24 protein-coding genes and 2 pseudogenes are annotated in these 24,339 nt (G+C 64.8%); 19 read left to right on the top strand and 7 right to left on the bottom strand.

Features of this window, described 5'->3' with window-relative positions; all coding sequences use genetic code 11:
• Window positions 1-11: 11 nt before the first annotated feature.
• Together HZB49_RS02725 and HZB49_RS02720 are read right to left on the bottom strand one after the other, a co-directional pair.
• Complete coding sequence (locus tag HZB49_RS02725) at window positions 12-572, bottom strand: TRAP transporter small permease subunit (protein ID WP_291608941.1); 561 nt, start codon at window positions 570-572, stop codon at window positions 12-14.
• A 107-nt stretch (window positions 573-679) separates the two neighbouring features.
• Window positions 680-1,753 (bottom strand): TRAP transporter substrate-binding protein, encoded by a 1,074-nt coding sequence (locus HZB49_RS02720; RefSeq protein WP_291608940.1) that lies wholly within the window; start codon window positions 1,751-1,753, stop codon window positions 680-682.
• A 277-nt stretch (window positions 1,754-2,030) separates the two neighbouring features.
• Between HZB49_RS02720 and HZB49_RS02715 the strand changes: the two genes are divergently transcribed.
• Window positions 2,031-2,825 carry a protein-L-isoaspartate(D-aspartate) O-methyltransferase gene (locus HZB49_RS02715; RefSeq protein ID WP_291608939.1) on the top strand — a complete coding sequence of 265 codons (795 nt, stop codon included), beginning with the start codon at window positions 2,031-2,033 and terminating at the stop codon, window positions 2,823-2,825.
• Window positions 2,826-3,060: 235 nt separating this feature from the next.
• Here the strand turns inward: HZB49_RS02715 and HZB49_RS02710 are convergent, their stop codons facing one another.
• Complete coding sequence (locus HZB49_RS02710) at window positions 3,061-3,438, bottom strand: hypothetical protein (protein ID WP_291608938.1); 378 nt, start codon at window positions 3,436-3,438, stop codon at window positions 3,061-3,063.
• A gap of 228 nt (window positions 3,439-3,666) precedes the next feature.
• Between HZB49_RS02710 and HZB49_RS02705 the strand changes: the two genes are divergently transcribed.
• From HZB49_RS02705 to HZB49_RS02685, 5 genes and pseudogenes are all read left to right on the top strand, one after another.
• Window positions 3,667-4,620, top strand: a complete 954-nt coding sequence (locus tag HZB49_RS02705) for a dihydrodipicolinate synthase family protein (RefSeq protein WP_291608937.1) — start codon at window positions 3,667-3,669, stop codon at window positions 4,618-4,620.
• Window positions 4,621-4,686: 66 nt separating this feature from the next.
• On the top strand, window positions 4,687-5,649 hold the full coding sequence (locus tag HZB49_RS02700; protein WP_291608936.1) for an aldolase/citrate lyase family protein: 963 nt from the start codon (window positions 4,687-4,689) through the stop codon (window positions 5,647-5,649).
• Between the two features lie 17 nt (window positions 5,650-5,666).
• Window positions 5,667-5,984 (top strand): annotated as a pseudogene (locus HZB49_RS02695) (hypothetical protein).
• A gap of 120 nt (window positions 5,985-6,104) precedes the next feature.
• Complete coding sequence (locus HZB49_RS02690; RefSeq protein WP_291608935.1) at window positions 6,105-6,539, top strand: hypothetical protein; 435 nt, start codon at window positions 6,105-6,107, stop codon at window positions 6,537-6,539.
• Between the two features lie 229 nt (window positions 6,540-6,768).
• On the top strand, window positions 6,769-7,098 hold the full coding sequence (locus tag HZB49_RS02685) for a twin-arginine translocation (Tat) (protein ID WP_291608934.1): 330 nt from the start codon (window positions 6,769-6,771) through the stop codon (window positions 7,096-7,098).
• A gap of 89 nt (window positions 7,099-7,187) precedes the next feature.
• On the opposite strand, the gene HZB49_RS02680 is transcribed toward HZB49_RS02685, so the two are convergent.
• A complete protein-coding gene (locus HZB49_RS02680) occupies window positions 7,188-7,886 on the bottom strand; it encodes a metalloregulator ArsR/SmtB family transcription factor (protein ID WP_291608933.1) in 699 nt (232 codons plus the stop codon).
• 73 nt (window positions 7,887-7,959) lie between these two features.
• Here HZB49_RS02680 and HZB49_RS02675 point away from each other — a divergent pair, with 73 nt between their 5' ends.
• Together HZB49_RS02675 and HZB49_RS02670 are read left to right on the top strand one after the other, a co-directional pair.
• Window positions 7,960-8,268, top strand: a complete 309-nt coding sequence (locus tag HZB49_RS02675; protein ID WP_291609100.1) for an NIPSNAP family protein — start codon at window positions 7,960-7,962, stop codon at window positions 8,266-8,268.
• Between the two features lie 65 nt (window positions 8,269-8,333).
• Window positions 8,334-9,149 carry an isocitrate lyase/phosphoenolpyruvate mutase family protein gene (locus tag HZB49_RS02670; protein ID WP_291609099.1) on the top strand — a complete coding sequence of 272 codons (816 nt, stop codon included), beginning with the start codon at window positions 8,334-8,336 and terminating at the stop codon, window positions 9,147-9,149.
• A gap of 223 nt (window positions 9,150-9,372) precedes the next feature.
• Here the strand turns inward: HZB49_RS02670 and HZB49_RS02665 are convergent, their stop codons facing one another.
• Entirely contained in the window at window positions 9,373-9,774 is a 402-nt protein-coding gene (locus HZB49_RS02665) for a hypothetical protein (protein ID WP_291608932.1), read from the bottom strand.
• A gap of 166 nt (window positions 9,775-9,940) precedes the next feature.
• On the opposite strand from HZB49_RS02665, the gene HZB49_RS02660 reads away from it, so the two are divergent.
• Entirely contained in the window at window positions 9,941-10,582 is a 642-nt protein-coding gene (locus HZB49_RS02660) for a trimeric intracellular cation channel family protein (RefSeq protein WP_291608931.1), read from the top strand.
• Between the two features lie 29 nt (window positions 10,583-10,611).
• On the opposite strand, the pseudogene HZB49_RS02655 reads toward HZB49_RS02660, so the two are convergent.
• Window positions 10,612-11,385 (bottom strand): annotated as a pseudogene (locus HZB49_RS02655) (cytochrome c); the annotation flags it as partial.
• A gap of 275 nt (window positions 11,386-11,660) precedes the next feature.
• On the opposite strand from HZB49_RS02655, the gene HZB49_RS02650 reads away from it, so the two are divergent.
• The 10 genes from HZB49_RS02650 to HZB49_RS02605 all read left to right on the top strand — a co-directional run bounded on the left by HZB49_RS02650 (window position 11,661) and on the right by HZB49_RS02605 (window position 23,253).
• Complete coding sequence (locus HZB49_RS02650; protein WP_291608930.1) at window positions 11,661-15,152, top strand: indolepyruvate ferredoxin oxidoreductase family protein; 3,492 nt, start codon at window positions 11,661-11,663, stop codon at window positions 15,150-15,152.
• Between the two features lie 248 nt (window positions 15,153-15,400).
• Window positions 15,401-16,549 carry a thiolase domain-containing protein gene (locus tag HZB49_RS02645; RefSeq protein ID WP_291608929.1) on the top strand — a complete coding sequence of 383 codons (1,149 nt, stop codon included), beginning with the start codon at window positions 15,401-15,403 and terminating at the stop codon, window positions 16,547-16,549.
• Complete coding sequence (locus HZB49_RS02640; protein WP_291608928.1) at window positions 16,549-16,938, top strand: OB-fold domain-containing protein; 390 nt, start codon at window positions 16,549-16,551, stop codon at window positions 16,936-16,938. The genes HZB49_RS02645 and HZB49_RS02640 overlap by 1 nt, the downstream gene beginning before the upstream one ends.
• Before the next feature lie 198 nt (window positions 16,939-17,136).
• A complete protein-coding gene (locus HZB49_RS02635; RefSeq protein ID WP_291608927.1) occupies window positions 17,137-17,997 on the top strand; it encodes a MaoC family dehydratase in 861 nt (286 codons plus the stop codon).
• A 16-nt stretch (window positions 17,998-18,013) separates the two neighbouring features.
• On the top strand, window positions 18,014-18,895 hold the full coding sequence (locus HZB49_RS02630) for an SDR family oxidoreductase (protein ID WP_291608926.1): 882 nt from the start codon (window positions 18,014-18,016) through the stop codon (window positions 18,893-18,895).
• A gap of 96 nt (window positions 18,896-18,991) precedes the next feature.
• Window positions 18,992-19,948, top strand: a complete 957-nt coding sequence (locus HZB49_RS02625) for a dihydrodipicolinate synthase family protein (protein WP_291608925.1) — start codon at window positions 18,992-18,994, stop codon at window positions 19,946-19,948.
• 124 nt (window positions 19,949-20,072) lie between these two features.
• Complete coding sequence (locus tag HZB49_RS02620; protein ID WP_291608924.1) at window positions 20,073-20,873, top strand: NUDIX hydrolase; 801 nt, start codon at window positions 20,073-20,075, stop codon at window positions 20,871-20,873.
• A gap of 100 nt (window positions 20,874-20,973) precedes the next feature.
• Complete coding sequence (locus HZB49_RS02615; RefSeq protein ID WP_291608923.1) at window positions 20,974-21,897, top strand: alpha/beta hydrolase; 924 nt, start codon at window positions 20,974-20,976, stop codon at window positions 21,895-21,897.
• Complete coding sequence (locus HZB49_RS02610; protein ID WP_291608922.1) at window positions 21,894-22,814, top strand: EamA family transporter; 921 nt, start codon at window positions 21,894-21,896, stop codon at window positions 22,812-22,814. Before HZB49_RS02615 ends, HZB49_RS02610 begins: the two co-directional genes overlap by 4 nt.
• 121 nt (window positions 22,815-22,935) lie before the next feature.
• Entirely contained in the window at window positions 22,936-23,253 is a 318-nt protein-coding gene (locus tag HZB49_RS02605) for a hypothetical protein (protein WP_291608921.1), read from the top strand.
• Here the strand turns inward: HZB49_RS02605 and HZB49_RS02600 are convergent.
• Window positions 23,240-24,286: a cytochrome c peroxidase gene (locus tag HZB49_RS02600; protein ID WP_291608920.1), complete on the bottom strand. Its 1,047-nt coding sequence runs from the start codon at window positions 24,284-24,286 to the stop codon at window positions 23,240-23,242. The genes HZB49_RS02605 and HZB49_RS02600 overlap by 14 nt on opposite strands.
• Window positions 24,287-24,339: the final 53 nt, after the last annotated feature.

Here is a 24,339-nt window from a genome sequence, read left to right as displayed (position 1 = left end):
CGCATCATGATCTAGACGTCCGTGATCACGTGTCCGATTTGCAGATTGACTTCCCGTTCCGACTTCCTGCCGAACAGGAAGACGATTACCCGGAGCAGCACGCTGAGAATGCCGAGCACCACCATCCACAGGCCGGCGGCATAGATGCCCTTGATGATCCAGCGGTGGGTCAGCCCGACCGTGCTGTCGGACTGTTCGCCGAGCCGGTAGGACTGCGCGACGAAATCAAGGCTGTAATAGGCGACCAAGGCCATGTAGGGCAGCGCCAGCAAGAGGCATCCGGCGAGTTCGATCCATGCCCTGCGGCGATACGACATCATCTCGGTGAAGGTATCGACCCGCGGATGTGCGTTGATCGTGTAGCAATAGCCCAACCAGAGCGAGAAGATCGCGGCGTGGAAGTGCCATTCCAGCTCCTGCAGCTTGGTGTACGGCAGCTGCAATCCGAACTTGCGCGCGACGACGTCGAACGTGGTCACGCACGCCATGATGACGAGCAGCCAGCCGGACGCCAGGGCAACAAATTCGAGCGCCCGCCGCATACTCTCAGCCAACTTCAGCAAAGCATTCATCGCGACAAATCCTGCGGTGGCGCAATTGGCGGTGGCGCCCCGTGCACAACCGGCCGGCGGGGCGACAGGGGAGCCGGCGCAGCCGCGCGCCGCACCGGCTGCCTCCGTTAGTCCTTCTGATAGGTGGCTTTCATCGTTTGCGAGGAGCCCCACACCGCGAACTTCTTGCGGTAGTCGAGGTAGTGGTCGGCAACCTTCTTGAACAGCGGGTCCTTGGCCGACTCCTCCGCCAGCACTTCCAGCCAGGCCTTCTCCAGCTTGGCCAGGTCCTCGTCGCTCCAGCGCTTGACCTGAACCTTGTGCTTGTCGCGCATCTCGGCCATCGCCGCGAACTGGGCGTGGTCGCTCTCGACGTAGGTGTGCATGGTGGATTCGCCGAGGGCGATCTCGATGATCGCCTTGTTCTGATCCGACAGCTTGTCCCATGCCGCCTTGTTCATCAGAAGCTCGCTGACCGAGGTCTGCTGATGCCAGCCCGGGAAGTAGTTGAACTTGGCGATCTGATGGAAGCCGAGCTTGGTGTCCATCGTCGGCATGGAGAACTCGGTCGCGTCGATCACGCCGCGCTCCAGCGCAGGATAGATGTCAGCGGCCGCCAGCAGCTGGGTGGAGACACCGAGCTTCTGCATCACCTGGGCACCGAGGCCGAAGAACCGCATCTTCAGTCCCTTCAGCTCATCGACCGACTTGATCTCGTTGCGGAACCAGCCTGAGGTCTCTGGCGCGATGGCGAAGGAGTCGATCGCGATCAGGCCGTGCTTGGCGTAGATCTCATTACGCAACTCGTTGCCGCCGCCGAACCATTTCCAGCCGAGGAACTCGCCGACGGGCGGGCCGAATGGCACGGTGGTGAAGAAGGCGAGCGCGGGGTACTTGCCGGTATGGTAGCCCGGAGTCGTCCAGCAGGATTCGATCGATCCCTTCGACACCGCATCGAAGCACTCCAGCGGCGGGATCAGCGCGCCGGGCTCGAAGAACTTGATCTCGAGCTTGCCGCCGGACAATCGCTCGACGTTCTTCGAGAAACGCACCGCTGAAGTGCCGAGGTGCGGCAGCTGGCTGCCGAACGCGCTCTGCATCTTCCAGCGGACTTTTTCCTGTGCATTTGCAGCCGTGGTCGCCGCCGTGAGAGCCAAGGCGGACAGCCCGACGAATCCGAATACAAGTTTGGATTTGATCATTGCAGCTCCTCCCTTTCGTTGTACGCGATACCGGCACCCGCAGCTCTGACGGCCGCTTCGGTTGCTCGACGCTACGTTCGATGAGGTGGCTACGTTTCTTTTTGCCCTTGGAAGGTGCCGGGACGGACTTTGTCTCACCCCATTGCCGGCAGCGTGACATGACGGCGCACCGCTGTCAAAAAAGATGCACAGGGAGAGGCAATTTGCGGCCTCGCCACCTCAGCGTTCGAGGCCTGCACAGCCGGGGTGAACTCTCCATGCGTTGCGGTGCACTACGATGCATCAGCTTACAAGCCGGATGCCGGCATGGTATCAAGACCTGCCGGAAGACCGCGCGATCATGAAGACCTTGCTGCCGCTGTTCCTTTCCTTGGTTGCCATCGGCTCGGAAGCGACGGCACAGGAGGCGGAATGCGCCCGCGAGCGCGCCGCCATGGTTGTAACCATCCGCGGCCATGCCCGGTCCTACGCCAGTGTCCTGGGACCGCGGGGCATGTCGGAGAGGGTCATGCAGGCGATGGGGCAAACCAGGCGCCATCTGTTCATATCCGAGCGATCCTGTTCCATCGCCTACGCCGACACACCGCTTTCGATCGGCCGCGGCCAGACCATCTCGCAGCCCTTCATCGTGGCCTTCATGACCGAGCTCGCCGAAGTCGCGCCCGATCATGTCGTGCTCGAGATCGGCACGGGGTCGGGCTACCAGGCCGCCATCCTTGCGCATCTCGCGCGCAAGGTCTGCACCATCGAGATCGTCCCGCAACTGGCGGAAGCCGCCGCGAATACGTTCAGGAATCTCGCCTATGACAATGTGAGCGTGAGGGCCGGCGACGGTTATGCCGGCTGGCCGGAATGCGGTCCCTTTGACGCAATCGTGGTGACCGCCGCACTCGGTCACGCGCCGCCGCCGCTGATCGAGCAGCTCAAGGTGGGCGGGCGGCTCGTCATGCCCATGGGGTCCGCCTACGCCACCCAACAGCTCACGGTCATCGAGAAGATCGGTCCCGACAAGACGACGACGCGCGAAGTCGGCCTCGTGCGCTTTGTGCCCTTTACGCGTTCAAGGGAGTAAGCCCGCGGGACGGCAACAGCCGCTGCTGCGCGCCAAGGCCGGTCAAGCCGGCTGCATTAGGGCGACAATTCCACCGGCGGAAAATAGCGGTCTGTCGCATCGATGCGTTCAAAGCCCTTCCGCGTTGCGGATGAGCTGCACGTAGAATCGAACGCCATTGGCGAGGGCTTGCACTGAAATGCGCTCGTTCGTTCCATGGGCTCGCGACATCCAGTCCTGCTCATAGGCGAAGGAATCAGGGATCGCCGGCCTGTTGCGCGCGAAGGATCGTCAGACTGCCGGCATTCGGGCAGAATTGCGCGTAGTCGGATGCGGCGGTGCCGCGGTCTATCGCGTATTTGCATCTGCCGATCACCGTGCATTGCTCGCAGACGTCCTCCAAGGCGCTGAGCAGGGTTGGCCGGGCGCGGCGCAGCGCCGCCTCGTCGATGCCGAGAGCCCGCAGCATGTCAGGCAGTTGCAGGGGATCGCGCGCGGAGTTGACGAGATAGCTGAGCTCGTTGGCGCTGACGCCGAGGTCTTTCGCGAGCTGGTCGAACTGATCGGTTCCGGGCACGCCGAGGACGGTGCGCTCGCGCTGGTGGGTAAGCCACAGGGCCAATGCTTCGAGCATCTGTCCTCCAGGAATCCTGCAAGGCGGGTGACGGGGACGATGCAGTCTATCGAGGCCGAATTGCCCGGATTTGCGCCAGATCAAGCCGGGATCAGAAGGTGGTCCGCCGGTCAGTGCGCTCGTCTTCCAGGTAGCCGTCCCGCCTCTGCGTCCCCGCCAGCTTGAGATGTTGGCGGATTGCGCTACGCTGATACGCTCTGGCGAAAGAACCCAAGGGAGACGAACCCCATGCCGCGCCATCCCGATTTCGTGCCCCAAGGTGTGATCCCCGCGGTTCTGCTCCCGTTCCATACGGATTTGTCGATCGACGAGCCGAGCTTCCGCGCGCATCTGCGCGATGTCGCCTCCGTGCAGGGGCTGTCGGCGATCACGGTCAATGCACATTCCACGGAAGTCGCGTCCTGCACCCCGGATGAGCAGCGCCGCGTCATGGAGATCGCGGGCGAGGAGGCCGGCGGCAAGCTGCCGATCATTCATGGCGTCTGGGCCGATGGCAGCCTGGAGGCGGCGCGGATCGCGCGACAGGCGCAGAACGGCGGTGCCTCGGCTCTATTGGTGTTTCCGCCGGCGCCGTTCACGATCGGCCAGACGGCCGAGATGGCGCTGACCCATTTCAGAACCATTGCCGATGCGACCGACCTGCCGCTGATCGTGTTTCAGTATCCGCTCGCCACGGGGCAGGGCTATCCGGCCGCGACCCTGGAGCGGCTGTTCGAGGAGGTGCCGACCATCCGCGCCATCAAGGACTGGACGCCGCTGGTGCCCCAGCACGAGAGCCATATCCGCACATTGCAGGGCCGCAAGCGGCCCATCAACGTGCTTTCCACCAACAGCGCCTGGCTGTTGAGCTCGCTCGTGCTCGGTTGCAACGGACTGTTGTCGGGCAGCGGCAGCGTCATCGCCGATCTTCAGGCCCGGCTCTATCGCGCGGTGAAGGCCAACGATCTTGCGGAAGCCCGCCGGCTCAACGACCGGATCTATCCGACCGCGCGCGTGTTCTACGCCGATCCCTTCGTCGACATGCACAACCGCATGAAGGAAGCGCTGGTGCTGCTCGGCAAGCTGCCGCGCGCGGTGGTGCGTCCACCCCTGGTCAAGATCGCGGATGCGGAGATTGCAAGGATACGGGCGGCGCTCGTCGAGGCGGGGCTGCTTGCTGCCGGTGCGCGCGACGCGGCATAGCGCGCAGGACGGATTGGCGGAGCGTAATCCGCCGTAGTCGGCACGCGGCCGTCGGGACAGGCCTTCATGGGTAAGCGGATCAGTCGCTGTGTCGAACTCCTGGAGCAGGACCAGGCGATCTACTACGACGGTCCGCACAGCGGGCATGTGCTGACGCACGGACAGGGCGTCATCGATGCCGGTACCTGGGCCGACTACATGAATGTGGGCATGGAGCATGGCGCGTTCGATATGACGGGCCTGTCCGAATACATGCGCGGCATGGCCGATGCAGGCCCAACACGGTCGGGGCATCGCACGCCGACCGTCATCGTCGAGGCGCCGGTGAACGGGATCGACGCCGCGCATGTGCGGTACAACGCATGGCAATTCCGCCAGATCCTCGGACGCGGGGTGCACGGCATCCTGCTGTGTCAGGCGGAGACGGCCGGCGCGGTGCGCGCCTTCGTTGAATCCTGCCGCTATCCGCACAACACGATCGGCGTCGATCCCGCGATCCCCTCGCCATTGGCGCGGATGGAAGGTGCGCGGCGTGCGGCGGATGGCGGAACGGACTCCGCCGGCCGCAAGGCACTGGGCATCGGCACGCGCGGACGCGGATCGGAAAGCACGGCTGCCCCGGTGTGGGGCCTGTCGACGGAAGAATATATGGATCGCTGCGATCCATGGCCGCTCAATCCGAGGGGAGAGCTGTTGCTGGGCGTGAAACTCGAAAGCCCGGAAGGCGTCGCCAATTGCGAGGACATACTGGCGGTGCCGGGGCTGGGCTTTGCCGAGATCGGGCCGGGCGATTTGAGCCTCTCGCTCGGCTACCGCAGCATTCCGCGCGAACCTTACCCGCCCGAAATGCAGAGGGCGCGCGACCGCATCCTTGCGGCGTGCCGCAAGAACGGCGTTGCCTTCCTGCAAGGCTGCACGCCGGATGACATCGTCGAGCGGATTGACGAGGGCGTCCGCGTCATCGCAGGCCATAGCGAGCAAGCCGCGCTTCGGGGCAGGGCGCACCAGAAACGACAGATGCCCGTGTAAGAAGAATGGAGGAAACCATGCCAGCCGCCTATTTCATCGTCCGCGCCACCGTCAGCGATCCCGCCAAGCGCGCGGCCTTCGACACCTAGTATTCGCGCGAGCATCTGCCGGATGCGACCCGATCGTTCGGCGTGCAGAAGGCGTGGCGGTTCTGGAGCGCCACCGATCCCTCGCTGCACCAGGCGATGCACCGGTTTGCCGACAAGGCCGCGCTCGAGCGCGCCACCGGCGGCGAGGAGATGAAGCGCCTGATCGCCGACTTCAACCGCGACTGGCCCGACGTCACCCGCACGCGCGAGGTGCTGGTGCTGGCGGAGGAGTTTGCGGGGACGTGAGTGGCGCCGTCATTAGGGGCTCGCGCCAAGAGGCGCGCCTCGGAATGACGAGGCGAAGGCATCGAACCCTTCTCTCCACCACGGCGACCAAGGGCATCGCTGGTGAGAGAAGGGGGCTTCATGAAATTCCGGATCGGTACCGCCGCGGCAATGCTGATTGCCGGGCAAGCCTGTGCCGCCGACGTTGCGACCTGCACACTGGGCGCCGACAGGAAGACGGTCACGGTCACCGCCAGCAATCCCTATTCGCAAGTGATGGCCTGCGAGGTGAATTGCGACATGGCGCTGCCGGGCGGCATTTCCACCGTTGTCTGCGTCAAGCCGGTGCCGTCAGGCGCGAAGGATTTCGTGATGTGTACCGAGAAGGCCGCCGAAGGCCACAGCTGGACCCGCGTCAAGGGCGTCACCGCCAATTGCCCCGACCCATCGGCGCCGCCCAAGGGCGCTGACAAGGCTGACAAAGCCGACGATGACGACGACGCCAAGGCTGACGAGATGATGCAGAAGATGATGAAGCAGGGCCAGGAAATGCTGGACCGGATGAAGAAGAAGTAGATTTCGTGGGATGGGTAGGGCGAAGCCTGTCGCTCTTGTTGTCCAAGCTGACTCCGCAAATTCCGTTGTCGTCCCGGCCTGCGCCGGGACGACTCGTTGGAACAAGACTCTCGCTCGCGACTTTTCCTCCTGGCCACGCGTGCCACAAACATGAACGCACGGTTCAGCACGCATTCATCACGGCGCGGTGAAACTCGTATCGCATCACGCGCGACTGGAGGAGCAAATCATGGAACGCCGGGAATTTCTCAGGATCGCTGCAGGCCTGGCCGCCGGTGTCGCGGCGTTCGCCGCGACCGCGCAGGCCGCACCGCTGATGCCGCAGCCTCTCAACGAGGACGCGAAACTGCCTCAGAATCCCGCGCAGCCCGCCGTGACGTCGAAGGACGAGACCGATCAGCTCCAGCCGGAAGAAGTGCGATGGGGCCGCGGCCGTCATCGCGGCTGGGGCCGCCGTTGGGGGTATCGCCGCCGGCATTGGGGCTGGCGCCGCCGCCGCTGGTGGGGCTATCGCCGCCGTCGTTGGCGCCGTCGCTATTGGCGCCGCCGTTACTGGTGAGCCGCGGTCCGGTAACGGGTTCGCCACCAGCCGGAGAAGGCAGGGATCGAACGATTTCTGCCTTTCCCCTTTTCCTTGATCCTTGAATGCTAACCCGCAGCCGCACCGAACAGCGCGGCAAAGCGCTTTTCGCCGTTGCGGGTGAAATTGACGACGCGGCTGCCGGGCGCAGCGTCGCGCGCCGCCCAGTTCAGTTCGGTGAAGCGCGTCATGATCGCAGCGCCCAGCGTGCCTGCCAGGTGATGGCGCCGCTCGCTCCAGTCGAGGCACGCCTTGCACACCGGCCGGCGCGGATGGGCGAGGGCATCGGCATCGATCTGCAGGCTCTGGGCCATGAAGCGCCGGCCTTCGCCGGTGAGTTCGATTGTCTCCTTGCTTTGCCGCACCAGGCGCTGCTTGCGCAGGCTATCCAGCATCTGCACGCCGAGATCGCCGGCGAGATGGTCGTAGCAGATGCGGGCGCGGCGCAGCGCCGGATCCTTCGGCCCCGTCCGCACGCGCATGTGGCCGGCGCGCGCGGCGAGCCCCGCCAGCCCCTCGAGCACGAGGGCGACGTCGGGACCGGTGAGGCGGTAGTAGCGGTGGCGGCCCTGCTTCTCCGGCTCGATCAGCCCGCCGGCCTCGAGCTTGGCCAGATGCGAACTCGCGGTCTGCGGCGTGATGCCGGCCTCCTGCGCCAGCTCGCTGGCCGTCAGGGCCCGGCCGCTCATCAGCGCCGTCAGCATGTTGGAGCGCGCGGGATCGCCGACGAGGGCGGCGACCATGGAAATATCGGGACCGACTTTCATAGTTCGATGATAGACGAAGCATTGATGTCAGGCAAGGGGATAGGATCGAGTGAGTTCGGCAATCGAGGCGCTCATGACCGTCACCGTCTTCATCCGCTATCAGCTCGACCCCTTCAAGCGCGCGATGTTCGAGCAGTATTCGAAGAACTGGCTCAGCATCATCCCGAAATGCGGCGGCGACCTGATCGGCTACTGGATGCCGCACGAGGGCACCAACAACATCGCCTTCGCGCTGATCTCGTTCGACAGCCTGGCATCCTACGAAAGCTATCGCGCGCGGCTGCGGGCGGACGCGGACGGTTCGGCGAATTTTGGTTTCGCCGAGGAACACAAATTCATCCTGGCGGAAGAGCGCACTTTCCTGCGCAAGGTCGTGGCGTGAGGCGGCTGGCGAAGGCGGCATCGCATTCCTATCTTCCCCGCGCCAACAAACGACAATGGGGAGAGATCATGCTGACAACTGCTGACAAGCGCGCCGCCTTCCGGAAGCTCCACGAGTCCGGGTGCTTCATCATCCCCAATCCCTTCGACGTCGGCAGCGCCAAGGCGTTGCAGCATCTCGGCTTCAAGGCGCTGGCCTCCACCAGCGCCGGCTTCGCCTGGACCATCGGCAAGCCGGACAACCGCGTCACCGTCGATGACGTCTGCGACCATCTCGCCGCGATCTCGGCTGCGGTCGATATCCCCGTCAACGCCGACTTCGAGGACGGCTTTGCGCATGAGCCGGACAAGGTCGCCGTCAACGTCGCGCGCGCCGTGAAGACCGGCCTCGCCGGCCTGTCGATCGAGGATTTCACCGGCGATGCCGCCAAGCCCTTGTTCGACCGCGCGCTCGCGGTCGAGCGTATCAAGGCGGCGCGCAAGGCGATCGATGCCGACAATTCCGGCGTGCTCCTCACCGGCCGCTGCGAAGCGTTTTTGCGCGGCGTGAAGGACCTCAATCTCGTGATCGACCGGCTGACCGCCTATGCCGAGGCGGGCGCGGATTGCCTGTACGCGCCAGGCATCTCGACCAGGGAGGAGATTTCCGCCGTCGTGAAGGCGGTGCATCCACGGCCGGTCAATCTGCTGGTCGGCGCCGCCGGCCCGTCGCTTGCGGATGCAGGCAGCCTCGGCGTGCGCCGCATCAGCGTCGGCGGCTCGCTTGCCCGCATGGCCTGGGCCGGCTTCATGAAGGCGTCGAAGGAAATGGCCGAGAAGGGGACGTTCACCGAATTCGCCAGCGGCTATCCCGGCGGCGAATTGAACAAGATGTTTGGTTGAGCTTCCAGTTCACCTCTCCCCGCGCGCGGGGAGAGGTCGGATTGCGAAGCAATCCGGGTGAGGGGGACTCACGACGAGTTCGCGTGTTGAGGCAACCCCTCACCCCAGCCCTCTCCCCGCAAGAGCGGAGCGAGGGAGAAGAAAACAAGAAAACGCCGCGGGCAATTTGCCCGCGGCAGTTGCTCTCGCTGCTTGCGCGTTACGCTACGTGCTACTCCATACCCTACTTGGCACCTGGATTGTCAGTCTGCGGTGTGCTCGGCGAAGGCGCCGCCGGACGGGCCGGGGCCGCACCGGTGGTCGTGCCGGGCGCGCTGTTGGCCTTCGGCGTGACGTCGCGCATGCCCGGAGGCGCGGCCGGATTGGCCGGCTGGGTCTGGGCGGTGCGGGCGCTCGGCTCAGTGCCGGCCTGGTTCACGCTGGTGTTGTTCAGCCCATAGAACAGGGCGCCGAGCACCACGGCGATGGCGACGGCAAACATCGCGACCTTGGTGCCGCTCGGCCCGCCCTCGTCGAGCATCGGGTTCGGCTGGATCTCGGTGTCGAGGCTGTTCAGCCTCGCCTGCCGGGCGATCTCCTCCTCCGACAACGGCGCGCGGTAGGGATCGGTGGGTTGGTAAGCCATGATCGGGTTCCTCCGTTATTGCCGCGAGACAACCTCCGGGGGCCGCGGATGTTCCGGGAACCGCGGTGCGTTCATTGCAGGCTGTTCATTGCAGGCTGTTCATTGCAGGCTGTTCATGGCGGAACCCGCGACGTAGGTTCCATGGAAATGAATCGAAGAGGGTTCGATGTGGGGCCTGCCATCCGGTGATTTCATGCTGCAGGGGCTGTCGCTCATCGCGATTGCCGCCCAGGCGATGACGGCGGCGCTGGCGGCCGGGCGGCGCAGCATGGATTGGGCGGGTGTGTGCATGCTGAGCTGCATTACCGCGCTCGGCGGCGGCACCATCCGCGACGTGCTGCTCGGTCATTATCCGCTTGCATGGGTGGAGCGGCCGTGGCTGCTGGGGCTGATCTCGGTTGCCGCCCTGCTCACCATCCCCATTGCGCGGCTGGTGCACCGGCTCAACGCGGCATTTCTCGTCCTCGACGCGATCGGGTTGGTCGTCTTCACCATGGCCGGCTGCGATGTCGCCTGGCAGATGAATGCCTCGCTGCCGATCGTCATCGTCGCCGGCATGGTCACGGGATGCGCGGGCGGCGTGCTGCGCGACGTCCTCTGCAACGACGTGCCGCTGCTGTTCCGCTCCGAGCTCTACGCCAGCGTCTCCGTGGTCACCGGGCTGTTCTATGCGACTGCCTTCGGGCTGAAGCTGAACGACGAAATCTGGACGGCGCTGACATTCGTGCTGGGCATCAGCTTCCGCCTGCTCGCGATCCGCTACAAATGGGAGATGCCCAAATTCGTGTTCAGTGAGGACAGGAAGTAGTATTTTCCCCTGAACCGTCAGCGCGCATAGAGGGACTTCAGGTAGACGGCCATGGCGCGAATGTCGCCGTCGCTCATCTTCGACGTCGAATTGGCGATGACCTCCCGCATCAGGGAACCGGCGTCGGGCCTTGGGTCGCTCCGGGGACTACGTCCACTGCGCAGATATTCGGCGACGTCGTCTGCGCTCCAGTTGCGTAGCCAGGTGGCGAACCCGGGTGGTCCCTTGTCGCCGCCGAGGAGATTCTTCGAGGCATGGCAGGTGCCGCAGTGACCGATGCCCTCGACGAGGTAACGGCCGCGGTTCCATTCGGTGCCCCTGGACTGGTCGGGCATCATGATGCCGGGCTGCAGGTACAGCCAGTTCCACAGCCGCATGCCGGCGCGGAAGTTGAAGGGAAAGCGCGGCTCCGGCGGGGCTACCTTGTTGCGCACCGGCTCGATCGAGCCGAGATAGGCGCGGATCGCCAGGATGTCGTCGCGGATCAGCTTCGTGAAATAAGGGTAGGGGAAGGCCGGATAATAGCGCGAGCCGTCGGGCGCGATGCCCTGGCGCAGCGCGCGCAGAAAATCCTCGTCGCGCCATTTGCCCAGCCCGGTCTCGTTGTCCGGCGTCAAATTGGGCGCGTAGATAGCGCCAAAGGCAGAGTCGATGCGCTTGCCCCCGGCAAAGGGCTTTGCGGGATCGGCGGTGTGGCAGCCTGCGCAATCGCCCGCCACCACCAGCGCCTTGCCGCGGGCGATGGTCTCGGCCGACGGCTCGGCGGCCTCGCTGCGGAATGCACCGCACAAAACGAGGCTCATGAGAATCGCAACGAGGCCGTGGCGGCGTCTTGGCATCCATCCTCCAGTCCGGCGCATTATAGCGGCGTCACGCCGTTTCGCGCCAAGCCCTTTGCACGACACAAAGTGAAATGGCTTGCCGACCTTCCCGGCACGAAATTGCGATTTTCACGAAGCCGGCATTCTGGCCGAGATTTGTGCTGCGTGGGATGAAAAAACCGACATAGACTGGCTCTAACCAGCTTGGATGACTAGCTAAAAATCAGTCGTCGCGACCAAGGCTTACGAGGGCACCAATGGGAATCAACCAGGGTCCGATCAGTCTCGACCAGAAATACACGCAAGGCACCGGCCACGTCTTCCTGACCGGCATCCAGGCGCTGGTCCGCCTGCCGATGGCCCAGATCCGGCGCGACCGCGCGATGGGGCTGAATACCGCAGGCTTCATTTCCGGCTACCGTGGCTCGCCCCTGGGCGGCTACGACCAGCAGCTCTTCGCAGCGCGAAAGCACCTCGAGCAGTACAACATCAAGTTCCAGCCCGGCGTGAACGAGGATCTGGCGGCAACCGCGATCTGGGGCTCGCAACAACTCAGCCTGTCGCCCGGCGCGCAATATGATGGTGTGGTCGGTATCTGGTACGGCAAGGGTCCCGGCGTCGACCGCTGCGGCGACGTCTTCCGCCACGCCAACACGGCGGGTTCCGCCAAGAACGGCGGTGTGCTTGTGCTTGCCGGCGACGACCACGGCGCAAAATCCTCGACCGTTCCGCATCAGTCCGACCACGCCTTCATCTCCGCGCTGATGCCTTATCTCTATCCCTCCAGCATCCATGAAATGATCGAGATGGGCCTTCTGGGTATCGCGATGTCGCGTTACTCCGGCTGCTGGATCGGCATGAAGGTGATCACCGAGACCGTGGAGACCACGGCCGAGATCGACCTCACCGACGAGATGAAGCCCTTCATCATCCCCAGCGATTTCGAGATGCCGCCGGGCGGCCTCAACATGCGCTGGCCGGACGATCGCTATCAGCAGGACCTGCGCCTGCAGGATTACAAGGGCTATGCCGCGATCGCCTTCGCGCGCGCCAACAAAATCAACCGTGTCACCATGGATTCGCCGAACGCCCGCTACGGCATCATGGCGTCCGGCAAGAGCTATGAGGACATCCGCCAGGCGCTGCGCGAGCTCGGCATCACCGAGGACATCGCCGCCAGGATCGGCATCCGCCTGTACAAGATCGGCATGCCCTGGCCGCTGGAGCCGGAAGGCGTGCGCAATTTCGCCGTTGGCCTCGAGGAGATCTTCATCATCGAGGAACGGCGCGAGATCGTCGAGAACCAGGTCAAGCAGGAGCTGTTCAACTGGCGCGACGACGTCCGCCCGCGCATCGTCGGCAAGATGGACGACCATGACAAGCGCTTCCTGACCTTCGCCGCCGAACTCAGCGTTGCCTCGCTTGCGAGCTCGCTGACCGAACGCCTGCTCCGGCTCAATCTCAATCCCGAAATCGCGCAGATGCTTCGCGCCAAGGCAGACTGGTTCAACGGCCGGCAGGCGACACAGATGCAGGCGGTCGCTCCCGTCACCCGCACGCCGTATTTCTGCTCGGGTTGCCCGCACAACACCTCGACCAAGGTGCCGGAAGGCAGCCGCGCCTTTGCCGGCATCGGCTGTCACTTCATGGCGCTGTGGATGGACCGCAACACCGAAACCTACACCCACATGGGAGGCGAGGGCGTGCCGTGGGTTGGTGTCGCGCCCTTCACCAAGGAAAAGCACGTCTTCGCCAATCTCGGCGACGGCACCTATTTCCACTCCGGCTCGCTGGCGATCCGCCAGGCGGTCGCCTCCGGCGCGAACATCACCTACAAGCTGCTCTATAACGACGCGACCGCAATGACCGGCGGCCAGCATGTCGACGGCGAATTGTCGCCGCAACAGATCACCTTCCAGATGCACGCCGAGGGCATCCGCAACATCTATCTGGTCTCGGAAAATCCGCACCTCTATCCCGCTTCCGACATCGCACCCGGCGTCATCACGCGTCATCGCGACGAGTTGGATGCGGTCATGAAGGAGTGCCGCGAGCTCAAGGGCACCTCGGCCATCGTCTTCGTGCAGACTTGCGCGGCCGAGAAACGCCGCCGCCGCAAGCGCGGTCTGATGGAAGACCCGGCGCGCCGTGTGCTGATCAATCCGGCCGTCTGCGAAGGCTGCGGCGACTGTTCGGTGCAGTCGAACTGCATCTCGGTCGAACCGCTGGAGACAGAGCTCGGGCGCAAGCGCACCATCAACCAGTCGACCTGCAACAAGGACTATTCCTGCCTCAAGGGTTTTTGCCCGTCCTTCGTCACCGTCGACGGCGCAAAGCTGCGCCATCGCGCGCCGCCGGACCTCGGCAGCATCGGCGAGCTGCCGGAGCCTGCGTCGCGTCCTTCGCTGGACCGGCCCTATAACATCGCCGTCGGCGGTGTCGGCGGTACCGGCGTGCTCACCATCGGCGCGCTGCTCGGCATGGCCGCGCATATCGAAGGCAAGGCCAGCATGATCCTCGACATGTCCGGCTTGGCCCAGAAGGGCGGCGCGGTGCTGAGCCATGTCCGACTGTCCGAACACACCGCGGACGTCACCTGTTCGCGTATCGTCACCGGCACGGCTGATCTCGTGCTCGCCGCGGACGAGGTCGTGGCGGTATCGAAGGACATGGTCACACTCTGCGAATCCGCCCGCACCGTCGGCATCATCAACAGCCACGTCATCCCGACCGCGGACTTCATCCTCAACCGCGACTTCAATTTCCAGACCCGCAAGCTCAATTCCGTTCTCGAGACCGAGCTCAGGAAGGAATCTTCCTTCTTCGATTTCACCACGCCGGCCGAAGCGCTGCTCGGCGACTCCATCGCCACCAACATCATGATGCTCGGCTACGCCTACCAGCGCGGCCTGCTGCCGCTGTCGGCGAAGGCGATCGAGCAGGCGATCGAAGTCAACGGTGTCGCGATCAAGATGAACACGCAGGGCTTCCAGCTCGGCCGGCTGGCCGCCGTCGATCCGGCGCGGTTCAAGGAGATGATGAAGGATCACGACGAGGTCGTTCCCGCGAAGACGCTGGATGCGATGACGCTCGACGAGATCATCGCCCATCGCACGGCCATGCTGACCGACTACCAGAGCTCGCGGCTTGCAAGACGCTACCGCAAGCTGGTCGATCAGGTTCGCGATGCCGCGAACCGGGGCGGCTTTGGCGACGCACTGCCGCGCGCGGTCGCGATCAACTACGCAAAGCTGCTGGCCTACAAGGACGAGTATGAAGTGGCGCGGCTCTACACCGACGGCCGCTTCGAGAAGCAGCTGCGCGACCAATTCGAGGGCGAGTTCAAGTTCAGCTTCAATCTCGCGCCACCGATCCTTAGCCGCGGCGTCGATGCGCTGGGCCGTCCGAAGAAGCGCGCGTTCGGCTCCTGGATGATGGGCGTGTTCCGTGTGCTCGCCAAATTCCGCTTCCTGCGCGGCACGGCGCTCGACGTGTTCGGCCACAGCGCCGACCGCAAGCTGGAGCGCGAGCTGATCGCGGATTACGAAAAGGACGTCGCCAAGGCGCTCGACCTGCTGTCGCAGGCGACGCACGACACCGCGGTTGAGCTGTTGTCGCTGCCCGATCGCATCCGCGGCTACGGCCCGGTGAAGGAGAAGGCGGTGAAGGACGCGAAAGCGCGCCACGAGCAGCTCACGGCCGATCTCGTCAATCCGCCGCCGGCGCCGCGGCAGATGGCGGCGGAGTAGAACCTCTCGATCCTCATGGTGAGGAGGCGCGCCAGCGCCGTCTCCGGACGATGCTTCGCATCGCCGAGAGAACCATGAGGCCACAGCCGGGCCTTTGTCCTTCGAGACGCGGCCTGACGGCCGCTCCTCAGGATGAGGAGTGGCATACGCATAGCCCTCTCACCGGGCGGAATATCTCGGCGCTTGCCAAGGCCGCCCGTACAGGCCAAGAAATCCACTGGATACAAGAAACGCCAGCGGAGAAACAATTGACCATCAAGGGGAAGGCCTACATTGCCGGGATCTATGAGCATCCCACCCGGCATGCACCCGACAAATCCACCGCCCAGCTCCACGCCGAGGTCGCCAAGGGCGCCCTGGAGGATGCCGGGCTCACCAAGGACGACATCGACGGCTATTTTCTGGCAGGCGATGCGCCTGGTGGCCTGTGGCCGATGGTCGATTATCTCGGCCTCAAAGTCCGCCATATGGACTCGACCGAGACCGGCGGCTGCTCCTATCTGATCCATCTCGGCCATGCCGCCGAAGCCATTGCGGCCGGTAAATGCTCGATCGCGCTGGTGACGCTCGCCGGCAAGCCGCGCACCGGACCGATGCCGCCGCGCGCGGCCGGCGCCGAGGCTGATTTCGAGGCGGCCTACGGGGCCACTACGCACAATGCCTATGGCATGTGTGCCATGCGCCACATGCACGACTATGGCACCACCAGCGAGCAGCTCGCCTGGATCAAGGTCGCCGCCTCCCATCACGCGCAATACAATCCGCATGCGATGCTCAAGGACGTCGTCACCGTCGAGGACGTGCTGAACTCGCCGATGATCTCCGATCCCCTGCATCGCATGGATTGCTGCGTCGTCACCGACGGCGGCGGCGCGATGATCGTCACCACGCCTGAGATCGCAAAGAGCCTGAAGAAGCCGCTGGTGCGGCTGATCGGTCATGGCGAGGCGATGAAGGGGCCGCGCGGCGGCAAGGATCTAGACCTCACTTATTCCGCCGGCGTCTGGTCCGGCCCGCGCGCGTTCGAGGAAGCCGGCGTCACGCCAAAGGACATCAAGTACGCCTCGATCTATGACAGCTTCACCATCACGGTGCTGATGCAACTCGAAGACCTCGGCTTCTGCAAGAAGGGCGAGGGCGGCAAGTTCGTCGCTGACGGCAATCTGATCTCCGGCGTCGGCAAGCTGCCGTTCAACACCGACGGCGGCGGGCTGTGCAGCAACCATCCCGTCAACCGCGGCGGCATGACAAAGATCCTCGAGGCCGTGCGGCAGCTGCGCGGCGAGGCCCATCCCAAGGTGCAGGTGAAGAACTGCGATCTCGCGGTCGCGCACGGTACCGGCGGACTCCTCGGCGTGCGTCACGCCGCCTCAACCTGCATTCTGGAGCGCGTGTGATGGCCGAAGCGAAGAAATACAATGCCCCGGTGACCAATCCGGAAACCGCCCCGTTCTGGGAAGCGGCCAAGGCCGGCAAGTTCATGATCAAGCGCTGCACCGCCTGCGGCGAGCCGCATTATTTTCCGCGCTCGATCTGCCCGTTCTGCTTCTCCGACAAGACGGTGTGGGAGGAGGCTTCCGGAGAGGGCACGATCTATACCTACAGCCTGATGCGGAAGTCGCCGACCGGCCCGTATGCGATCGGCTATGTCACGCTGAAGGAAGGTCCGTCGCTGCAGACCAATTTCGTCGACTGCGACCTTGAGAAGCTGAAGATCGGCCAAAAGGTGAAGGTGGTGTTCAAGCCGACCGACGGCGCGCCGTTGCCGTTCTTCACGCCGGCCTGAGAGTACCTTCTCCCCTTGTGGGAGAAGGTGGCAGCGAAGCTGCCGGATGAGGGGTTCTATCCGCGAATGCGGTACTTGCGGAGCCAACCCCTCACCCAAGTGAACTTGCGGCGCCGCCGTTCTTGCCCTCTCCCACAAGGGGAGAGGGCGCAGCAGCGAACAGCGCCAACGAAAAATACTTCGGGAGGAAATCGGAAGATGTCGGCAAGGTACGAAGAACTGAAGGGGCTGAAGAACCTCGGTCAGAAATACAGCTACACCGACCGCGAGGTGATGCTCTATGCCTACGGCATCGGCCTCGGCGCGGATCCGATGGACGAGAAGGAACTCGCCTTCGTCAACGAGGGCACGCTGACGCCGCGTCCGCTGAAGGTGGTGCCGACCTTTGCATCGGTTGCGGCGTGGGGCGCCGGTCCCGGCGAAATGAACCTCAATCGCGTGATGGTGGTGGATGGCGAGCGTGACATTACCTTCCATCAACCACTGCAGACGGCAGCCCAGATCACCGCCGACTCCACGGTGCGCGAGGTCTATGACAAGGGCAAGGACAAGGGTGTGGTGATCAGCCACCAGACCGTCCTGAAGAACGAGAAGGGGGAGCCGCTTGCAACGATCGTCGCGTCGCGCTTTGCCCGCGGCGACGGCGGGTTCGGCGGCCCCAGCATCGCGCAGCCGGATCCGCACGGCATGCCGTCACGCGCGCCGGACAGGACGGTCGACATCTCCACGCGTCCGGATCAAGCGCTGATCTATCGGCTTTGCGGCGACCGCAACCCGCTGCACTCGGACCCGGAATTCGCCAAGAAGGCGGGCTTCCCGCGCCCGATCCTGCACGGCATGTGCACCTACGGCATCACCTGCCGCGGCGTGCTGCAGACCTATGCCGATTACGATCCGTCCGCCTTCAAGCAGCACGCGGTGCGGTTCTCCTCGCCGGTCTATCCCGGCGAGACCGTCACCATGGAAATGTGGAAGGACGGCAACGTGGTCTCGTTCGAGGCCAAGGTGAAGGCGAGGGGCGTCACCGTGATCAAGAGCGGCAAGACGGTGCTGGCGTAAGCGGGAGGAACCAACAATGGGATTGCTCGACGGCAAGGTGGCCATCATCACGGGCGCGGGCGGCGGGCTCGGTGAAGCCTACGCAAAGCTGTTCGCGCGCGAGGGTGCAGCCGTGGTGGTCAACGACCTCGGCGGCCCGCGCGACGGCACGGGTTCCGACAAGTCGATGGCGCAGAAGGTAGTGGACGCGATCAAGGCCGAGGGCGGGCGCGCAGTGGCCAACGGCGCCGACATCTCGACCATGGCCGGCGGCCAGGCGGTGTTCGACGACGCCATCAAGAACTTTGGCCGCGCCGACATCCTCGTCAACAATGCGGGCATCCTGCTCGACGAGACCTTCGCCAAGGCCAACGAAGCCAACTGGGACAAGGTGATCCGGGTGCACCTCAAGGGCACCTTCTGCTGCACCCAGCCGGTGTTCAAATGGATGCGCGAGAACGGTGGCGGCGTCATCGTCAACACGTCGTCGACTTCGGGCCTCATCGGCAATTTCGGCCAGACCAATTACGGCGCGGCCAAGGGCGGCATCTGGGGCCTGTCCAACGTGCTGGCCATCGAGGGCCGCAAGTACAACATCCGGATATGGACGTTGGCCCCGGGCGCCTTGACCCGCATGACCGCAGACCTGCCCCGCTACAAGGAGAACCCCGGTGCGGCGCTCGGTCCGGACGGAATCGCGCCGGCCGTGCTATACATGGTCTCGGACCTCTCCGGCGACCAGACCGGCAAGGTGCTCGGCGTCTCCGGCCCCCGCGGCGTGCGCGAGATGCGGATGATGGAAATGGAAGGCTGGACACCGCCGTTCACGGGATGGAAGGCCGAGGATATCGTCACCCACGCCAAGGAAATCTTCTTCTCCGAAGAGGACATCAAGAAGTCGGCGCGGAGATTCAAATGACCGTCGTTCCGGGGCGCGCGAAGCGCGAACCCGGAACCTCGAGGTTCCGGGTCTGGTCCTTCGGACCATCCCGGAACGACGCACACGGAGAAGCACATGACAAAGCTCACCGCCAAGGCCGCAGGCACCTTCGCGATCGCGCCGACGCCGTTCCATGATGACGGCGGGATCGACGAGAAATCGATCGACAAGCTGACCGACTTCTATGCCTCGGTGGGCTGCGACGGCGTCACCGTGCTCGGCATTCTCGGCGAGGCGCCGAAGCTGGATGCGGCCGAGGCCGAGCAGGTGGCGGTCCGCTTCGTCAAGCGTGCGAAAAACATGCAGGTGATCGTCGGCGTCTCCGCGCCGGGCTTTGCCTCGATGCGCTCGCTGGCAAGAGCGTCGATGGATGCGGGCGCGGCCGGCGTCATGATCGCCCCACCGCCGTCGTTGCGCACCGACGACCAAATCACGGGCTATTTCAAGCAGGCACAGGAAGCGATCGGCGAGGACATTCCCTGGGTGCTGCAGGATTATCCGCTGACGCTCTCGGTGGTCTTCACGCCGGCGGTGATCCGCAAGATCGTGATGGACAATCCGTCCTGCGTGATGCTCAAGCACGAGGACTGGCCGGGCCTTGAGAAGATTTCCACGCTGCGCGGATTCCAGAAGGACGGCTCGCTGCGCGAGCTGTCGATCCTCGTCGGCAATGGCGGCCTGTTCCTCGATTTCGAGATGGAGCGCGGCGCCGACGGCGCGATGACCGGCTATGCCTTCCCGGAACTGTTGATCGACGTGGTGAAGCTGTCGAAGGAAGGCAAGCGCGACGCCGCGCACGACCTGTTCGACGCGCATCTGCCGCTGATCCGCTACGAGCAGCAGCCGGGCGCGGGTCTTTCCGTGCGCAAATATGTGCTGCAGAAGCGCGGCATCATCGCCTCCAGCGCCCAGCGCAAGCCCGGCGCGACCATCACGGTGACCGCGAAAGCGGAAGTAGATTATCTCCTCTCGCGCGTGGCGCGCTACGACCGCCGCGCCAATCTGCAACCGCAATCGAGTGCAGCAGGCTAGCAATTCCCTCATGGTGAGGAGCGCGGCTTCGCGCGGCTCGAACCATGAGGCCCCGATCGTGCCATTCATCCTTCGAGACGCGGCCTGACGGCCGCTCCTCAGGATGAGGTTCTTAGGAGTGTATATGGCTGAAATGGTAAAACCGCGTCCGGCGTCCACCATCCTGTTGCTGCGCGACGCCTCGGCGCAGAAGGAAATCGAGGTCTTCATGATGGTTCGCCATTATGAGATCGACTTCAATTCCGGCGCGCTGGTGTTTCCCGGCGGCAGCGTCGACAAGGGCGACAACGACATCATCGCTAACCCGTCGCTCTATTCCGGCGGCGAGGGGATGGATGCGGGCGAGCTCAGCTTCCGTATCGCCGCGATCCGCGAAACGTTCGAGGAAAGCGGCATCCTGCTGGCGCGGCCGAAGGGATCGAAGGCGCTGGTCGATGCGAAGCGCGCCGGCGAGATCGAGACGGCGCACCGTACCGCGCTGTGCGATAACCAGGTCAGCTTCTTCGACGTGCTGACCGCGACCAGTATGGTGCTCGCGCTCGACGAACTCGTGCCCTACGCGCACTGGGTCACGCCCGAAGGCATGCCGAAGCGTTTCGACACCTGGTTCTTCCTGGCCGCTGCGCCGCCGGACCAGCTCGGCGCCCACGACGGCAAGGAATCCACCGACTCGATCTGGGTCTCGCCGCGCGAGGCGCTGGAAGGCGGCGTGACCGGCCGCTTCAAGCTGCCGTTCCCGACCACGCGCAACCTGATCAAGCTCGGCAAGCAGGCGAGCGTAAGGGCAGCGCTCGACGACAGCCGCGGCAAGAAGGTCGTCACGGTTACGCCCGTCATGACCAAGACCGCCACGGGCCGTGTGCTCCGTATTCCCCTGGAAGCGGGCTATGACGGCGATGTGTTCGAGGTCGGCGCCGCCGGTTGACATAGTTCGGCGAGCACCGAAGTATCGAGGCAGGATGACTGCCTATATTCCGCGTCAGTAACCTGGCCGGGCGCGACCGCCCGGCGCAAAGGAAATTGACGTGCAATCCATTCGATCTTGCCTGACGCTGCCCGGCAGCGATGGCGTCGTCGCGCTGCGGCGCTGGCCGGAGGCGGGCGCCCCCGTTCTCTATGTTCACGGCGCGACGTTCCCCTCGGCGCTGTCGGTGGGATATCGATTCGCCGGGCGATCCTGGGCGGACGATCTCAACGCCCGCGGCTTTGATGTCTGGGCATTTGATTTTCTCGGTTTCGGCGGCTCGACGCGGCCAAGGCAGATGGAGGCGCCAGCTGCGGATGTCGCGCCCATCGGCCGCACGCGCGATGCCGCTTGCCAGATTGCTGCGGTGGTCGACGAAATCAGAAGGGAACGCGCCGGCGCGCGTGTTCACATCGTTGCCCACTCCTGGGGGACCATGGCGGCCGGCCGTTATGCCGGCGACCGGGCCGATAATGTGGGTCGCCTCGTCATGTTCGGGCCGATCGGCCAGCGGCGAGTCGCAGGATTGCCGCCTGCCGACCGCATCGGCGCATGGCGCGACGTCTCGGTCGCCGATCAGTTGAAGCGCTTTGTCGAGGACGTGCCGCCCTCACATCCGCCGGTGTTGATCGAGCCCGATCTTGCGGAATGGGGACCGGCCTACATCGCAACCGATCCCGGAGCTGCCGGGCGCGATCCGCCCGCCGTCAGGATACCGAACGGGCCGCAGGCCGACATCATCGCCGCCATGACGGGCGAGCTTGCCTATGACCCACGGCGCGTGGTGGCCCCGACCATGATCGTCCGGGGCGCATGGGACAGCCTCTGCCAGAATGCCGATGCGGCCTGGCTGATCGGTGCGTTGGGCGCCACCGAAAAGGCCGACGTCGTCATTCCCGAGGCGACCCATCTGATGCATCTGGAGCACGGGCGCGAAGGATTGCTGGCGGCAACGGGGGATTGGCTGGCGAGGAGCCCGTCATGACGCCGGCCGCCGCAGGCAATGCACGCCAGCCCAATCCCGCCTTTGAACTGACCTTGCTGCTCGTGCTCGCCACGCTGTGGGGCGGGTCCTATACCTTCATCAAGCTCGGTGTCGCCACCATTCCGCCGGTCACGCTGATCGCGGCACGTACTGCGATTGCGGGCGTGCTGTTGCTGGTCGTGATGAAGCTGCGCGGAATAGAAATGCCGCGGGATCTCGCGACCTGGAAACGCTTCACGTTCCAGGCTTGTCTGAACAGCGTCATCCCCTGGACGCTGATCGCCTGGGGCGAGCGCCATGTCGATGCCGCTCTGACCACGATCCTCAATTCGGCCTCGCCGATCTTCACCTTCCTGATCACGGCCGTGATCACCCGGCACGAGGCGGTGACGCCGCGAAAGCTGTTTGGCGTGGTGGCCGGCATGGCCGGGATTTGCCTGATCGTCGGTGTCGATGCTGTCAGCGGCATCGGCCACGGCCTTGTCGCAGAGGTCGCGATCGTCGCCGCCACCATCTGTTACGCCTGTGCGGCGATCTTCAGCCGCGGCTTTGGGAATCTCGACCCGATGGCGCCCGCCGCAGGCTCATTGATTGCTGGTGCGGCGATCCTGACGCCGGTCAGCCTTGCCGTCGAGCAGCCATGGACCGTTGCGCCGTCGACCAGTTCGCTGCTCGCCTTGCTGGCGCTTGCCGTATTCTCCACAGCGGCTGCCTTTGCGATCTACTTCCGCCTGATCCACACCTTGGGATCGGTCGGCACGACGGCGCAGGCCTATTTGCGGGTGCCGATCGGCGTGCTGCTCGGCGTCGTCCTGCTCGGCGAGAGCGTGAGCTCGAGGGCCTGGATCGGGCTGGCCTGCGTCGTTGCTGGCGTCGCCGCGATGACCATCCCGCAACGCAAGGCCGCGGTGGCCTGAGCCGGTATCCCCGCAGCGACAAAATCAGGGATTGTGCCGGTCAAGGGGCCGCCCGGGTGCTGGCGTTTGGAGCCGGATTCCGCTACGCCTGCGCCGGTTTCAGGCGACGACCTTTCGAGCCATGCGCATTCTTGCTCCCATCATTGTTCTCGGCCTTGGAGTGGGCGCAGCCATCGGCGCCGAATTCGAGGTGCGCCAGTCGGAGAAGGCCTTCCTGCCGGAGCGGCTGAGCGTTTCCAAAGGCAGCCGGGTGCGCTTCGCCAATGACGAGAAGTTCGTCCACCACGCCTTTGTCGACTCACCGCAATTTGCCGCCGATACCGGCGACATCCCGCCCGGCGAGGCGCGCGACATCGTGTTCGCCAAGACGGGGGCGTTCATCGTCCGCTGCGCCATCCATCCGCAGATGAAGATGACGGTCGAGGTCAGCGAGGAGTGACGGCAGCGGGGTCGCGTGCGGCCTCGCCCGTCAGCGCCTCCAGGAAGGCGAGGAGGTCGGCGCGCTCCTTCGCGGTCAGGCCAAGCGGGCGGATGTGCGGATCGCGGCTCGGCCGGTCCACGCCGCCGCGGTTGTAGAGATCGATCACGGCCAGGAGATCGGGCAGCGAGCCGTCATGCATGTAGGGCGCGCGCTTGGCGACGTCGCGCAGCGTCGGCACCTTGAACGCATATTGCAGTGACGGCGAGTTCGGGAACAGTTTTCCGCGACCGATATCGTCGCCGCCGCCGGTGCCGATGTCGTGGAAGGAGTCGTCGGTGAAGCGCCAGCTCGAATGGCATTCGCTGCATTGCGCCCGCCCGGTGAAGAGATCGAAGCCGCGCTTGGCCGATTCCGGGATCGCCGCCTCGTCGCCCCCGATCCAGCGGTCGAACGGCGCAATGGCAGGCACGATGGTGCGCTCATAGGTCGCCAGCGCCCGCTCGACGGTGGAGCGCGAGACGCCTTCGCCGGGAAAGACCTTTTCGAAGGCCGAGCGATAGGCGGGATCCCCGGCAAGGTCGCGCAGCAGTTCGGCCTCGTTGCGCCCCATATTGGCGGCGGTGCTGATGGGGGTGAAGGCGACGCCCTCCAGGGTCGGGAACTTGCCGTCCCAGCCAAAACCTTCGAGCCAGGCCGCTCCCAGCAGGGTGGGCGAGCGGAACGGCAGCGGCATGCGGGCCTCGCCGATCGCCCGCGGCAGGCCGTCCCCCCATGCCAGGCGCGGGTGGTGGCAGGTGGCACAGGCGATGGTGCCGGAGGCCGACAGGAGGGGATCGAAGAACAGCCGCCGCCCCAGCTCGGCCTTTTCGGGCGAGTAGGGGTTATGGGCGGGAAACGGCACGGTGGAGGGCCGGGCGAATTTCGCCATCCGCGCCGCACGGCCGGCCTCCGCCGCGTCGGCGGCCGGCTGGCCACAGGCCAGAATCAGCAGGGCCGCGCCGAGCCGCCCGGCCCAGCCGCCGATTGCCGGATTTGTGACAAATTTCAACATGTTCCCCCAGCCCCGGAAGACGTCGTATATTAGGGCCGATTGGAGACCGGTCT

Source organism: Bradyrhizobium sp. (assembly GCF_016219575.1).
GTDB lineage: Bacteria > Pseudomonadota > Alphaproteobacteria > Rhizobiales > Xanthobacteraceae > Bradyrhizobium.
This window is presented reverse-complemented; position numbering and strand designations above follow the sequence as displayed.

Excerpts from the sequence above, each read along its gene's own strand:
- HZB49_RS02680 (WP_291608933.1), bottom strand. The coding sequence starts at position 7,886 with ATGAAAGTCGGTCCCGATATTTCCATGGTCGCCGCCCTCGTCGGCGAT.
- HZB49_RS02675 (WP_291609100.1), top strand. The coding sequence starts at position 7,960 with ATGACCGTCACCGTCTTCATCCGCTATCAGCTCGACCCCTTCAAGCGC.
- HZB49_RS02705 (WP_291608937.1), top strand. The coding sequence starts at position 3,667 with ATGCCGCGCCATCCCGATTTCGTGCCCCAAGGTGTGATCCCCGCGGTT.
- HZB49_RS02640 (WP_291608928.1), top strand. The coding sequence starts at position 16,549 with ATGGCCGAAGCGAAGAAATACAATGCCCCGGTGACCAATCCGGAAACC.
- HZB49_RS02600 (WP_291608920.1), bottom strand. The coding sequence starts at position 24,286 with ATGTTGAAATTTGTCACAAATCCGGCAATCGGCGGCTGGGCCGGGCGG.
- HZB49_RS02620 (WP_291608924.1), top strand. The coding sequence starts at position 20,073 with ATGGCTGAAATGGTAAAACCGCGTCCGGCGTCCACCATCCTGTTGCTG.
- HZB49_RS02660 (WP_291608931.1), top strand. The coding sequence starts at position 9,941 with ATGTGGGGCCTGCCATCCGGTGATTTCATGCTGCAGGGGCTGTCGCTC.
- HZB49_RS02715 (WP_291608939.1), top strand. The coding sequence starts at position 2,031 with ATGCATCAGCTTACAAGCCGGATGCCGGCATGGTATCAAGACCTGCCG.
- HZB49_RS02665 (WP_291608932.1), bottom strand. The coding sequence starts at position 9,774 with ATGGCTTACCAACCCACCGATCCCTACCGCGCGCCGTTGTCGGAGGAG.
- HZB49_RS02630 (WP_291608926.1), top strand. The coding sequence starts at position 18,014 with ATGGGATTGCTCGACGGCAAGGTGGCCATCATCACGGGCGCGGGCGGC.
- HZB49_RS02605 (WP_291608921.1), top strand. The coding sequence starts at position 22,936 with ATGCGCATTCTTGCTCCCATCATTGTTCTCGGCCTTGGAGTGGGCGCA.
- HZB49_RS02685 (WP_291608934.1), top strand. The coding sequence starts at position 6,769 with ATGGAACGCCGGGAATTTCTCAGGATCGCTGCAGGCCTGGCCGCCGGT.
- HZB49_RS02710 (WP_291608938.1), bottom strand. The coding sequence starts at position 3,438 with ATGCTCGAAGCATTGGCCCTGTGGCTTACCCACCAGCGCGAGCGCACC.
- HZB49_RS02610 (WP_291608922.1), top strand. The coding sequence starts at position 21,894 with ATGACGCCGGCCGCCGCAGGCAATGCACGCCAGCCCAATCCCGCCTTT.
- HZB49_RS02720 (WP_291608940.1), bottom strand. The coding sequence starts at position 1,753 with ATGATCAAATCCAAACTTGTATTCGGATTCGTCGGGCTGTCCGCCTTG.
- HZB49_RS02690 (WP_291608935.1), top strand. The coding sequence starts at position 6,105 with ATGAAATTCCGGATCGGTACCGCCGCGGCAATGCTGATTGCCGGGCAA.
- HZB49_RS02700 (WP_291608936.1), top strand. The coding sequence starts at position 4,687 with ATGGGTAAGCGGATCAGTCGCTGTGTCGAACTCCTGGAGCAGGACCAG.
- HZB49_RS02725 (WP_291608941.1), bottom strand. The coding sequence starts at position 572 with ATGAATGCTTTGCTGAAGTTGGCTGAGAGTATGCGGCGGGCGCTCGAA.
- HZB49_RS02650 (WP_291608930.1), top strand. The coding sequence starts at position 11,661 with ATGGGAATCAACCAGGGTCCGATCAGTCTCGACCAGAAATACACGCAA.
- HZB49_RS02625 (WP_291608925.1), top strand. The coding sequence starts at position 18,992 with ATGACAAAGCTCACCGCCAAGGCCGCAGGCACCTTCGCGATCGCGCCG.
- HZB49_RS02635 (WP_291608927.1), top strand. The coding sequence starts at position 17,137 with ATGTCGGCAAGGTACGAAGAACTGAAGGGGCTGAAGAACCTCGGTCAG.